Raw genomic sequence first — 13,392 nt, 5'->3', positions numbered from 1 at the left:
CGGCCTCGGCCTCGAACCCGGCCGCAGCCTCCAAGAACTCCAACAACGCATCCTCGAACACGACGCCAAAATCCAAATCCCCGCACTCACCCACTAACCCACCGACCCACTCCGCACCAGCCACGATCGCCTCCACGATTACCCGAGCGTGGACCGTCTGCGGGCAACATCAGGAGCGCGCGGTCCGTGACGCCTGGCGCACCGGAGGCCGACGGCGATTCCTGCTCAGACCACAGCGAGGACGACATGGCGAACAAGTGCCCGGCGCACGGGCATCAGATGGTGATGGACGACGACTACTTCGCTAGCCCGTACGCGGCGTACGAGGTCTACGCGTCACTGCACGAAAAGGGTGCCGTGCACCGCACCTGCCTGCCCGACCACGGCCCCGTGTGGCTGGTGACCGGCCACGCCGAGGTCTACTCCGCGCTCCGCGACAGGCGCCTCGCGCGGCCCCGCGAGTACAGCAACGGGGACTTCACCAGCAAGCGCTTCCCGGAGGGCGAGGCGACCGGGACGATCGTCACCCTCGACCCGCCGGAGCACACGCGGCTCAAGAAGATGATCAACTTCACCTTCCTGCCCCGCAACCTGGAGACCTTCCGCCCCCGGGTGCACCAGCTGGTCAAGGCCCGGCTGGACGCGATCGAGGCGGCCGGCGGCGGCGACCTGGTCGAGGACTACGCGGCCATCCTGCCGATCACGATCGTCTGCGACGTGCTCGGCATCCGCGAGGAGTACCGCAAGGACCTGAAGCACTGGGCGGACCTGGTGTTCAGCGGCGACAACGAGACCAACGCGATGGTCCGCACGAAGATGTCGCACTTCATGAACATGGTCCGCGAGGAGAAGACGAAGGAGCCCGGCGAGGACCTCTTCTCGTACTGGATCCACGCCAAGAACGCCGACGGCGAGCCCGAACTCAACGTCTACCAGGTGATGGCCCTGGCCCTGCTGACGATGCTGGGCGGGTACGACACCACCGCGGGCATGATCGGCCGGGGCGCGCTGGCGCTGCTCGACAGCCCGGAGACGCTGGAGCGGCTCCGCAAGGACCCGGACCTGTTCGACGTGGCCGTCGAGGAGCTGCTGCGCAAGCACGGCTCCGTGCACCACGGCTTCCGCCGCTTCGCCACCGAGGACCTGGAGATCGACGGCACGAAGATCGCCAAGGGCGAGACGGTGCTGCTGCACCTGACCGCGGCGGGCAACGACCCGAAGCGGTTCCCCGATCCGCAGGTGCTCGACATCGACCGCGAGGACAAGGCGCACGTGGCGTTCGGCGGCGGCCCGCACTTCTGCTCGGGTTCGGAGCTGGCCCGGATGGAGACGACCATCGCCCTCCGGGAGCTGTTCACCCGTTTCCCGAACATCAAGCTCGCCGCGCCCCGGGAGTCGCTGAGGGTCCGGCGTACGCCGCTGGTGCCGGCCCTGATCTCCCTGCCGGTCACGGTCTGAGCGCTACGGAAGACGCGGTCCGCCGGTCACCCGCGAGGTGGCCGGCGGACCGCGTTCTGTCAGCTTGGACCGCCCGGGCCCGGCCGCAGCGGAAACGAAGAAAGGCCGCCTACCGCGGCCGGTGCGGGACGTCGGCCCGCCGGGCGTGGTCGCACCTGGCGGGCCCCGCCGTCATCGCTTCGGGGCGATCGGCGTCCCGTCCTGTGCGTCGATCACCGAGATGGCCTCCACGGGGCAGAACTCGGCGGCCTCGATCACCTGGTCGGACGGCGCCACCACGTCGGCCAGCGGCCGGGAGACGGGGTCCATCGCGAAGTGGTCCGGCGCGCTGCCCACGCAGAAGCCCGAGCTGATGCAGCGTTTCGACTCCACCACCAGCCGCCACCCGGCCTGGTCGCCGGCCTCGTTCGCGCTCACCACTGCTCCTCTCGTCGTGCGTGCACTGTGTCGGGTTGCCGGGCCGCGCGTGGCGGCCCGCCCGGTCGCGGCGCGAGCCGGCCCACGTCAGCTCACCACCGAGTACTTCTGCCAGCCGGTCGCGACGACCTCCGGTGCGGACAGCGTCGCGAACGGCCGGTCCGGGTCGAACGTGCCGTTGTGCAGGTGGACGACGAGCGTGCCGTCGGGGCGCAGGCCCAGCACGTCCGGGCGGCCGTCGAGATCGATGTCGGTCACCGTGATGATCTCGTACTCCTGCCAGCCGTGGGCGAGCGTGAACCACCGGCCCTCGCCGCGCCACCACGGGCCCTCGCCGGAGGTGTCGTGCGCGAACTCGCACAGGTCGAGGTCGCCGTTCGCGCGCCGGACCAGCAGGTCGGCCCGGCCGGTGCCGGTGAAGTCGGCCATCGCGAGCGGGAAGTCGTCGACGTCGACGGTCACCATGCGGTGCGCGGTGCGGTCGTACGTCTCGTTCTGCGTCACCTGCCGCTGGTTGAAGAACGCGTCGACGTGGCCCGCGTTCTGCTCGCGGCCGAACATGTCGTCGCAGCCGTCCAGGTCCAGGTCCGCGATGCCGAGGGTCTCCCACTTCTTGTCGTCGCGGGCGCCGGAGATGCGGATCGGCTCGCCGAGGGTGTCGAGACCGTTCAGCCCACCCCTGTTCGGATAGAGGAAGATCCCGTGCGTCTCGTTCATGTGCGTCATGCTGATGCCGATGACGTCGGCGTAGCCGTTGCCGTTGACGTCGATGGGGCGGACCAGCCCGTGGTTCCGGTTCGGATGGAAGCCGGTGCTGATCAGCTCCGGCGCGCCGAAGGTCTCGCTACCCCGGAAGCTGCCGCTGTGCGGGAAGACCAGCAGTTCGCCCGTGACGTCGTCGCGGACCATGATGTCCATCCTCCCGTCCCCGTTGAACGAACGGCAGTGACCGTTCCCGCTCATGCGTGCCACAAATAACCTCCACGTACGCCCCGAAATACGACAGCCCGATCGTTCCGACCGGAGATCGAGAAACGGCGGGAATCAGCGGAACCTGACGTGCGAACGGTTCAGCTCGCCCACCGAGGAGACCCCGAGCAGCTTCATGGTGACCTCGATCTCCCGGCTGAGGATCTCCATGGCCCGTACGACGCCGCGCCGGCCGCCGGCCATCAGGCCGTACTGGTAGGCCCGGCCGACCACGGCGGCGCTGGCGCCCAGGGCGATCGCCGCCACGATGTCGGCGCCCGAGGTGATGCCGGTGTCGACGAGCACCTCGACCCGGTCGCCCACCTCGTCCACGACGTCGGGCAGCAGCTCGACGGGCACCGGGGCCCGGTCGAGCTTGCGTCCGCCGTGCGTGGACAGCCACACCCCGTCGACGCCGACGGCCGCGACCCGCCTGGCGTCGGCGACGCTCTGCACGCCCTTGGCGACGAGCTTGCCGGACCAGGCGCCGCGCAGCCACTCGACGTCGTCGATGGACAGCCGCGGGTTGAACACCCGCTTGATCATGTCGGACGCGGACCCGCCGGTGGCCTTGAGCACCTGCGGGGACGGGGTGCCGGCCCGCCACTGCCGCATCCACCAGCCCGGGTGCAGGAACGCCTCGGCGATGGTGCCGACGCTCATCGACGGCGGGATGGTCAGGCCGTTGCGGATGTCGCGGCGGCGCGGCACGGAGATCGGCGTGTCCAGCGTCAGCAGGATGGTGTCGAACTTCGCCTCCTCGGCGAGCGCGATCAGTTCCTTCACCATCGCCCGGTCCTCGGCGAAGTACAGCTGGAACCAGTGCCGGCCCTCGGGCGCGGCGGCGGCGACGTCCGCCAGGGACGTGGTCGCGAGGGTGGAGACCGAGTACGGGATGCCGAACTGCTGCGCCACCGACGCGACGGCCGGCTCGCCCTCGGCGTGCATCACCCGGTTGAAGCCGACCGGCGCCAGGGCGAACGGCAGCTTCTGCCGCTTGCCGAGCACCGTCCGGCTGGTGTCCAGGTGGGACACGTCGCGCAGCACCGACGGCTGGAACTCGATGTTGGCGAACGTCTCCCGGGCGCGGCTGAGGCTGCGCTCGCTGTCCGCCGCCCCGTCGCAGTAGTCGAACACCATCCGGGGCACCGCCCGGCGGGCCACGTCGCGCAGGTCGGCGATGCCCGCCGCGCGCAGCAGCCGGCGTTCCGTCGGGTTCCACGCCACCTTGGGCGGCTTGATCAGCGTGCTCATCCGAGCGGACTTGCTCATGAGGGCTTCCTTCCGAGAGGGGGGTGACGAAGGTCCGCTCCTCGTCGTGGGGGGTCTGCTACGCGACGAGGGCCCGCTGGGCGAGCAGTTCCTCGACCACCTCGGCAGGCGTCGGGTGGTCGTAGACGAGCGCGGCGGTCAGCTCCAGCCCGGTGAGGGCCTCGAGCCGGCGCCGCAGTTCCACGGCGGTGAGGGAGGAGAAGCCGATGTCGAGGAACTCCTGGTTCTCGTCGACCGTGGCGGCCGACGGCAGACCGAGCGTGTACGCGGTCTGGGCCCGTACCACGTGGGACAGCACCGCGCGGGTCTCGGCCTCGTCGGCGCCGTCGAGCAGCCGGCGCAACGCGTCGGGGCTGTCGGCGTCGAGCGTGTCCTCGGCGGCCTCGGTGACGTGGCGCATCGCGTCCGGCAGGTCCCGCAGCAGCGGGCTCGGCCGGTACCGGGTGTAGTCGGGTACGAACGAGGGCCAGTCCACGGCGGCGGCGACCCGGCCGGCCGTGCCCGCGCCCACCGCCGCGCCGAACTGCTCGACGGTGACGTCCGGGCCGACCGCGACCGACACCGCCCCGTCGCGCTGCTGGGCGATGGCGTCGAACACGGCCGCCGTCCCGGCGGCGCCGGCGACACCGAACATCTCGTCGGCCGTGTGCACGAGGACGAGCCGCTCGGCGCTGGCGGCGAGGGCGGTCGCGACCGGGTCGTCGGCGTCGCTGGTGACGACCACCGTGTCGGCGGCCCCCGTGGTGACCGTCGCGCCCGCCGCCTCCAGCAGGGCGGCGATCCGGTCCGCCAGCGGACCGCCGTGCAGCGCGACCGGGCCCGTGGGCCGCCACGGCTCAGCGGTCGGCGCGGGGGCCGTGACGAGCCGGCGGGCGAAGACGCCCGCCGAGCGCAGCGCCACCTGGTCCTCGCCGGCGCCCCGGGTGAGCACCCGGCACAGGGCGGTCAGCGTCCGCTCGTCGAGCGTCTCCGGCAGGTCGACGACCCCGCCCCAGGCCCGGGGCGTGGCGAGGGCGGTGGACCGGCCGAAGCCGTACGCCGCCGCCCCGTCCAGGTCGGTGATCCGCTCGGTGGGGGTGACCGCGGCCGCGCCCCGGGTCAGGCACCACACGGGAGCCTCCACGCGGGACTCGTCGAGGGCCCGCAGCAGCCCGGCCGGGGTGGGGCCGGCGGACGTCGTCAGCACCCCCGCCGCCACGTGTTCGGGCACCAGGTCGAGCAGCTCGTCCGCCGTTCCCTCGCGGTACACGCGCACGTCGGCGCCGTGCCGGGCCATCGCCCCGGCGATCCGGTCGGCGTCAGTCGGCACCAGCCACACGCCCCGCAGCGCGGGCACCGGCAGCTCCGTGACCGGGGACCACCGCAGCTGGTAGCCGGGCGCGGGCCCGCGTCGCCATGACGACAGCGCCACCGCCACGTCCTTCAGGGTCGCGGTGTCGTCCAGGCCCAGCAGCGCGCCCAGGTCGTCGCGCTCGACCGCGGCCCAGAAGTCGTCGCCGGGCGCGGCGGCGGCGGGCGGGTCCGGCCACAGGCGGGTGCGCTGGAAGGCGTACGTGGGCAGGGCGACCGGGCGCGCGCCGGCGAAGAAGGCCGGCCAGTCGACGGGTACGCCGCGGTTGTGCAGGCGGGCGAGCGCCTCGGTCGCCACCTGCGGCCCGTCCCGGTCGGCGCGCTGGGCGGGCACGAACTCGGCGTCGGCCACGCACTCCCGGCCGAGCGCGGTGAGCACCGCGTCCGGGCCCAGTTCGAGGAAGGTGCGTACGCCGCGTGCCGCCAGCGCCTCGACGGCCGAGGCGAACCGGACCGTCGCCCGTACCTGACGCACCCAGTACTCGGGGGTCAGCTCGGCGGGCTCACCGGTGACCGTGGAGAGCAGCGGGATCGTCGGCGGGTGGTGGGTGACGGACCCGGCCACCGCGCGGAACTCGTCGAGCATGGGCTCCATCAGCGGCGAATGGAACGCGTGCGACACGGTGAGCCGCCTGGTCTTGCGGCCGCTGGCGGCCAACTTCTCGGCGACCCCCAGGGTGGCGGCCTCCTCGCCGGAGAGCACGACCGAGGTGGGGCCGTTGACGGCGGCGACCGCCACGGCGTCGGAGAGCAGCGGGACCACCTCGTCCTCGGTGGCGCGTACGGCCACCATCGCTCCGCCGGTCGGCAGCGCCTGCATCAGCCGGCCGCGGGCGGCCACCAGCCGGGCGGCGTCCGGCAGGGTGAGGACCCCCGCCACGTGCGCCGCCGCCAGCTCACCGATCGAGTGCCCCGCCACGAAGTCCGGCCGCACCCCCCACGACTCGAACAACCGGAACAGCGCCACCTCCACCGCGAACAACGCCGGCTGCGCCCACCCCGTCTGATGCACCTCCTCGGAACCCAACACCTCCCGCAACGGCCGCTCAAGATGCCCGTCCAGTTCCGCGCACACCTCGTCGAACGCCGCCGCGAACACCGGGAAGCCCGTCAGCTCCCCCGCCATCGCGACCCGCTGCGACCCCTGCCCGGTGAAGAGCACGGCGGTCGCCCCGGCGGTGTCGGCGACCCCGCCCACCACCCCGGGGGCGTTCTCGCCACGGGCCAGCGCGGCCAGTCCGGCGCGCAGCTCGGCCAGGTCCCGGCCGAGCACGACCGCCCGGTGCCGCAGGGCGGTACGGGTGGTGGCGAGCGAGAAGCCGGCGTCCACGGCGGACGCCGCGTCGGTGAGGTGGGCGGCGAGCCGGGCCGCCTGGTCGCGCAGCGCGGCCTGGTCCCGGCCGGACACCACCAGGGGCACCACCGGCACCTCGGCCGTCGAGTCCACCACCACGGGCTCGGGCGCCTGCTCGATGATCGCGTGCGCGTTGGTGCCGGAGATGCCGAACGAGGAGACGCCGGCGCGGCGCGGGCGTCCCGTCTCCGGCCAGGGCACCGCAGCGGTCAGCAGCTGGACGGCCCCGTCCGCCCAGTCCACGTGCGGAGAAGGCGCGTCGACGTGCAGGGTCGGCGGCAGCAGGCCGTGCCGGATCGCCTCCACCATCTTGATCACCCCGGCGACGCCGGCGGCGGCCTGCGTGTGCCCGATGTTCGACTTGATCGAGCCGACCCAGAGCGGGTGCTCGCCCCGGTCGCGGCCGTACGTCGCGATGAGCGACCGGGCCTCGATCGGGTCGCCCAGGGTGGTGCCGGTGCCGTGCGCCTCGACGGCGTCCACGTCGGCCGGTCGCAGCCCCGCGTCGGCGAGCGCCTGGTTGACCAGGCGCTGCTGGGACGGCCCGTTCGGCGCGGTCATGCCGTTGCTCGCGCCGTCCTGGTTGACGGCGGTGCTGCGCACGACGGCGAGCACCGGGTGGCCGTTGCGGCGCGCGTCGGAGAGCCGTTCGAGCACCAGCACCCCGACGCCCTCGCCCCAGCCGGTGCCGTCGGCGCCGGCCGCGAAGGACTTGCACCGGCCGTCCGGCGCGAGGGCCCGCTGGCGGCTGAAGTCGATGAACGCGTTGGGCGTCGCGAGCACGGTCACGCCACCGGCCAGGGCGAGCGTGCACTCGCCCCGGCGCAGCGACTGGGCGGCCAGGTGCAGGGTGACCAGCGAGGACGAGCACGCCGTGTCGACGGTGACCGCCGGCCCCTCCAGCCCCAGCGCGTACGACACCCGGCCGGAGACCACGCCGCCGGCGACGCCGGTGCCGATGAAGCCGTCGAGCTCGGGAGGCAGGTGCTGAAGGTGCGCGGTGTAGTCGTGGTACATCAGGCCGGCGAACACCCCGGTGCGACTGCCGCGCAGGGTGGTGGGATCGATGCCGGCGCGCTCGACGGCCTCCCACGAGGTCTCCAGGAACAGCCGCTGCTGCGGGTCCATGGCCAGGGCCTCGCGGCGGGAGATGCCGAAGAACTCGGCGTCGAACCAGGCCGCGTCGTACAGGAAGGCGCCCTCCCCGCAGTAGGTGCGGCCGGGCTTGTCCGGGTCCGGGTCGACGAGGTTGTCGATGTCCCAGCCCCGGTCGGTCGGGAAGCCGGCCACCGCGTCGACGCCCCCCGCGACCAGGTCCCACAGCTTCTCCGGGGAGGTGGCGCCGCCGGGGAACCGGCAGCCCATGCCGACGATCGCGATGGGGTCGTCGGTGCCGTCGGTGGCGGCCACGACCACGGCTGCGGCCGACCCACCGGCGAAGAGTTCCGCGTCCAGGTGCTCGGCCAGCGCGGTGGGGTTCGGGTAGTCGAAGACCAGCGTGACGGGCAGCCGCAGGCCGACGACCGCGTTGAGGCGGTTGCGGAACTCGACGGCGGTGAGCGAGTCGAAGCCCAGTTCCTTGAACGCCTTCGTCGCGCCCACCGCCTCGGCGCCGCCGTGCCCGAGCACGACCGCGACCTGCGTACGGACGATGTCGACGAGCTCCTTGCGGCGCTCGGCCGGGCCGCGACCGGCGAGGGCCGCGACCAGGTCGGAGGCCGCCGCGGCGTCGGCGGAGACCTGGCGCCGTGCCGGGGTGCGGACCAGGCCGCGCAGCACCGGGGGCAGCACGCCGCCGGTTGCCTGCTCCCGCAGGGCGGCGAGGTCCAGGTGGATCGGCACGAGGGCGGCCTCGGGCGCGCCGAGCGCCTCGTCGAAGAGCGCGAGCCCGTCCTCGGTGGAGAGGGGCCGCACGCCGGAGCGCCGCATCCGGGCGAGGTCGGCGTCGTCGAGCGCGCCGGTGAGGCCGGTGCGCTCCGCCCACATGCCCCAGGCCAGCGACACCGCGGGCAGGCCCAGGGCGCGCCGGTACGCGGCGAACGCGTCGACGAAGGCGTTGGCCGCCGCGTAGTTGCCCTGGCCGGGGCCGCCGAGGACGCCCGCGGCGGAGGAGAAGACGACGAAGGCGCTCACGTCGCCGACCAGCTCGTGCAGGTTGACGAGGGCGTCGACCTTGGGGCGCAGCGCGGTCGCGACCCGCTCCGACGTGAGCGACGGGATCATCCCGTCGTCCAGGACGCCGGCCGTGTGCACGACCGCCGTGGGCGGATGCTCCGCGACGAGCGCGGCCAGCGCCTCGCGGTCGGCGGCGTCGCAGGCGGCGACCGTCACGTGCACGCCCTGGGCGGTCAGCTCGTCGTGCAGCGTCCGCAGGTCCCCGGTCATGCCGCGACGGCCCGCGAGCACGAGGCGACGGACGCCGTGCCGCGCGACGAGGTGCCGGGCGACGAGGCGGCCGAGCGTGCCCGACGCCCCCGTGACGAGGACCGTGCCGGTGATCTCCGGTGGCGTGCCCGGCTGCCCGGACGCCTTCGCGATGCGCGGTACGAGGACCTCGGTGCCGCGCAGGGCGAGCTGCGGCTCGCCCGAGCGCAGCGCCGGCACGAGGTTCGCCGCCCACTGCCCGCCCGCCACGTCGACGAGCACGATCCGGCCGGGGTTCTCGGACGCGGCCGAGCGCAGCAGGCCCCACACGGCGGCGAGCGCCGGCCGGGTCGCGTCGGTGGCCCCCTCGGTCAGCACGACCAGGCGGGCGGCGGCGAACCGGTCGTCGGCGAGCCACTCCTGGACGGCGGCGAGGGTGTGCTCCACCGCCCGGTAGGTGGCCCCGACCAGGTCGTCGCCGTCGGAGGTGACCGGGAGGACCACGAAGTCGGGGACCTCGCCGATCGCGGCGAGGCTGTCGTACGCGGTGGCGCCGGGCAGCTCGCCGCCCACGACCGCGACCGTGGCCGCGCCGTCGGCCACCGGGACGGGCACCCAGTCGAGCACGTGCATCGCCTGGTGGCGCGGGTTGGTCAGGTCGGCGAGCGCGTTCGCGGGCAGGCGGCGCACGGCCAGCGCGTCGATCGTGGCGACCGGCGCGCCGGCGTGGTCGGCGACGGTCACCGCGACGGCGTTCGGGCCCGCCGACCGGATGGTGACCCGCAGCCGGGCGGCACCGGTGGCGTGCAGGGTCACCCCGTGCCAGGCGAACGGCAGCCAGGGCCCGCCCTCGCCGTCGTCGGAGGTGAACACGCCCAGGCCGAGCGGGTGCAGCGCCGCGTCGAGCAGCGCGGGGTGCAGGCCGAAGCCCGCGACCTTCGCCGCCTCGGGGGCGGTGACCTCGGCGAACAGCTCGTCGCCCCGCCGCCACACCGACCCCAGGCCGCCGAAGGCGGGGCCGTACGTCACGTCGAGCGCCGCGAACCGGTCGTACAGCTCGGTGGTGTCCAGGGCCTCGGCGCCCTCGGGCGGCCAGACGCCCGCCGGGGCCGCCGCGCGGTCGCCGGCGCCGGAGTTCCCGGTGCCCAGGCTGCCGGTGGCGTGCCGGGTCCACGGACCGTCGCCGTCGGGCCGCGAGTGGACCGTCAGCCGCCGGGCGCCGTCCGGGCCGGGCTCGCCGACGCGGAGCTGGACCTGCACCGCGCCCCGCTCCGGCACCACCAGGGGCGCTTCGAGCGTCAGCTCCTCGACCTCGGTGGCGCCCACCTCGTCGCCGGCGCGGACCGCCAGCTCGACGAAGGCCGTGCCGGGCAGGAGGATCCGGCCCGCCACCCGGTGGTCGGCGAGCCACGGGTGCGCCGAGGTCGACAGCCGGCCGGTGAGCAGCACCCCGTCCGCGCCGGCGAGCGACACGGTCGCGCCGAGCAGCGGGTGGCCGGTGGAGCCGAGGCCGAGGCCGCTGGCGTCGACCGGGCCGCCCGCGCCGCTGGGCCAGTAGGTGCGGCGCTGGAAGGCGTACGTCGGCAGGGCGACCGGTCGGGCCGGGGCGGTGACCAGCGTGGCCCAGTCCGGCTGCACGCCCCGGGTGTGCGCCTGCCCCAGCGACAGCAGGAACCGGCGCAGGCCGCCCTCGTCGCGGCGCAGCGTGCCGACGACCGAGCCGCCGCCCGCCTCGTCGAGCAGGTCCTGCACGGCGGGTACGAGCACCGGGTGCGAGCTGACCTCGACGAAGGAGTCGATGCCGTCGGCGATGACGCCGCGTACGGTCTGCTCGAACTCGACGGTCTGCCGCAGGTTGCGGTACCAGTACTCGGCGACCAGCTCGGCGGTGTCGAGCAGCTCACCGGTGACGGTCGAGTAGAGCGGCACGTCGCCGGTGCGGGGCCGCACGGGGGCGAGGACCCGGAGCAGTTCGTCGCGCATCGACTCGACGTGCGCGGAGTGCGAGGCGTAGTCGACGTCGATGCGCCGCGCGCGGACCTCGTCGCGCTCGCACTCGGCGAGCAGCTCGTCGAGCGCCTCGGGCGCGCCGGAGACGACCACGGTGGACGGCCCGTTCACGGCGGCGACCGACAGCCCGGGCCGCAGGCGCCGGGCGACCTTCGCCACCGGCTCCGACACGGACACCATGCCGCCCCGCCCGGCGAGGTCCACGGCGATCAGCTGGCTGCGCCGGGTCACCACCAGGGCGGCGTCGTCCAGGGTGAGCGCGCCGGCCACGCAGGCGGCGGCGATCTCGCCCTGGGAGTGCCCGACGACGGCGGCGGGCTCGATCCCGTGCGAGCGCCACAGCGCCGCCAGCGAGACCATCATGGCGAACAGCGCCGGCTGGACGACGTCGACCCGGTCCAGGGAGGCGGCGCCCGGGACGCCGCGCAGCACGTCGAGCAGCGACCAGTCGGTGTGCCGGTCCACGGCGGTGGCGCACTCCGCCATCCGCTCGGCGAAGACCGGTGCGGTGTCCAGCAGCTCGGCGGCCATGCCCAGCCACTGCGAGCCCTGGCCGGGGAAGAGGAACGCGGTGCGCTCGCCGGCGTCGGCGAGCCCGGTGACGAGGTTGCGGGCCGCACCGCCGTCGGCGAGCGCGTCGAGCGCGGCGGACAGCTCGTCCCGGTCCCCGACGAGGACGGCGCGGTGCGGGAGGCGGGCGCGGGTGCTGGCGAGCGCGTACGCGACGTCGTGCGTGCCGAGGTCGTCGCTCAGGCGGTCGCGCAACCGGACCGCCTGCTCGCGCAGCGCCGCCTCGGTCCGGGCCGACAGCACCCACGTGGCGGGGCCCTCGGCCGGCGGGGCGCTCTGCGGGGCCTCGGCGGCCGGTGGCTCCTCGATCAGCACGTGGGCGTTGGTGCCCGAGATGCCGAACGACGAGACGCCCGCGCGCCGCGGGTTCTCGCCCCGTGGCCACCGCACCGGCTCGCTGAGCAGCTGGACGGCGCCGTCCGCCCAGTCCACGTGGTGCGACGGCTTGTCGACGTGCAGGGTGCGGGGCAGCTCCTCGTGCCGCAGCGCCATGACCATCTTGATCACGCCCGCGACGCCGGCGGCGGCCTGGGTGTGCCCGAAGTTCGACTTCACCGAGCCGAGCCAGAGCGGCCGGTCACGCTCCTGGCCGTAGGTGGCGATGAGCGACTGGGCCTCGATCGGGTCGCCCAGCGTGGTGCCGGTGCCGTGCGCCTCCACCGCGTCCACGTCGGCCGTGGTGAGCCCGGCGTTCGCCAGCGCCGCCCGGATGACCCGCTGCTGCGACGGCCCGTTCGGCGCCGTGAGGCCGTTCGACGCGCCGTCCTGGTTGACGGCCGAGCCGCGTACCACCGCCAGGACGCGGTGCCCGTTGCGGCGCGCGTCCGACAGCTTCTCCAGCACGAGTACGCCGACGCCCTCGCCGAACGCCGTGCCGTCCGCCGCCGAGGCGAACGCCTTGACCCGGCCGTCCGGGGCGAGCCCCTTCTGGCTGGAGAACTCGATGAACGTGCCGGGCGTGGAGATGACGCAGCTGCCGCCCGCCAGCGCGAGGTCGCAGTCGCCGCTGCGCAGCGCGTGCGCGGCCACGTGCACCGCCACCAGCGACGACGAGCAGGCCGTGTCCACGGTGACGGCCGGGCCCTCCAGCCCCAGCACGTACGACACCCGGCCGGACACGACGCTGCCCGCGACCCCGGTCATCGTGTAGCCGATCAGCGCGTCCACGTCGCGCTGCATGGCGTTCAGGTACTCGACGCTGTTCGCGCCGACGAACACGCCGGTCCGGCTGCCCCGCAGCGAGTGCGGGTCGATCCCGGCGTGCTCGAACGCCTCCCACGACGTCTCCAGCATCAGCCGCTGCTGCGGGTCCATGGCGAGCGCCTCGCGCGGGCTGATGCCGAAGAAGCCCGCGTCGAAGTCGGTGGCGTCCGGGATGAACCCGCCCCGCCGCACGTAGCTGGTGCCGGAGCCGCTGTCCGGGTCGAACAGGTCGTCCAGGTCCCAGCCCCGGTTGGTGGGGAAGTCGGTGATGCCGTCGCCGCCGGACGACACCAGCTCCCACAGGTCGTCGGCGGAGCGCACGCCGCCGGGGAAGCGGCAGCCGATGCCGACGATGGCGATCGGCTCCCGCTCCGTCGCGGTACGCAGCTTGCGCCGCGTCTCGTGCAGGTCGGCCGTCACGCGCC

The 13,392-nt window shown here is 74.4% G+C and carries 4 protein-coding genes and 1 pseudogene; 1 reads left to right on the top strand and 4 read right to left on the bottom strand.

Annotated features, from left to right (window positions below):
- Positions 1-246: 246 nt before the first annotated feature.
- Positions 247-1,458, top strand: coding sequence for a cytochrome P450 (locus EV374_RS30970; RefSeq protein WP_132240706.1), 1,212 nt, complete (start codon positions 247-249; stop codon positions 1,456-1,458).
- A 171-nt stretch (positions 1,459-1,629) separates the two neighbouring features.
- Here the strand turns inward: EV374_RS30970 and EV374_RS30965 are convergent, their stop codons facing one another.
- The 4 genes and pseudogenes from EV374_RS30965 to EV374_RS30950 all read right to left on the bottom strand — a co-directional run.
- Positions 1,630-1,875 carry a ferredoxin gene (locus EV374_RS30965; protein WP_192581225.1) on the bottom strand — a complete coding sequence of 82 codons (246 nt, stop codon included), beginning with the start codon at positions 1,873-1,875 and terminating at the stop codon, positions 1,630-1,632.
- An 87-nt stretch (positions 1,876-1,962) separates the two neighbouring features.
- Positions 1,963-2,838 (bottom strand): FG-GAP repeat domain-containing protein, encoded by an 876-nt coding sequence (locus tag EV374_RS30960; RefSeq protein WP_132240705.1) that lies wholly within the window; start codon positions 2,836-2,838, stop codon positions 1,963-1,965.
- Positions 2,839-2,919: 81 nt separating this feature from the next.
- On the bottom strand, positions 2,920-4,116 hold the full coding sequence (locus EV374_RS30955) for an alpha-hydroxy acid oxidase (RefSeq protein WP_132240704.1): 1,197 nt from the start codon (positions 4,114-4,116) through the stop codon (positions 2,920-2,922).
- Positions 4,117-4,174: 58 nt separating this feature from the next.
- A pseudogene (locus tag EV374_RS30950) lies at positions 4,175-13,387 on the bottom strand (type I polyketide synthase); the annotation flags it as partial.
- Positions 13,388-13,392: the final 5 nt, after the last annotated feature.

Source organism: Micromonospora sp. CNZ303, from assembly GCF_004345505.1.
Note: the sequence above shows the minus strand (reverse complement) of the source record. Positions and strands in the feature narration are given on the sequence as shown.

Coding starts and splice junctions, on each gene's coding strand:
- EV374_RS30970 (WP_132240706.1), top strand. CDS start 247: ATGGCGAACAAGTGCCCGGCGCACGGGCATCAGATGGTGATGGACGAC.
- EV374_RS30960 (WP_132240705.1), bottom strand. CDS start 2,838: ATGAGCGGGAACGGTCACTGCCGTTCGTTCAACGGGGACGGGAGGATG.
- EV374_RS30955 (WP_132240704.1), bottom strand. CDS start 4,116: ATGAGCAAGTCCGCTCGGATGAGCACGCTGATCAAGCCGCCCAAGGTG.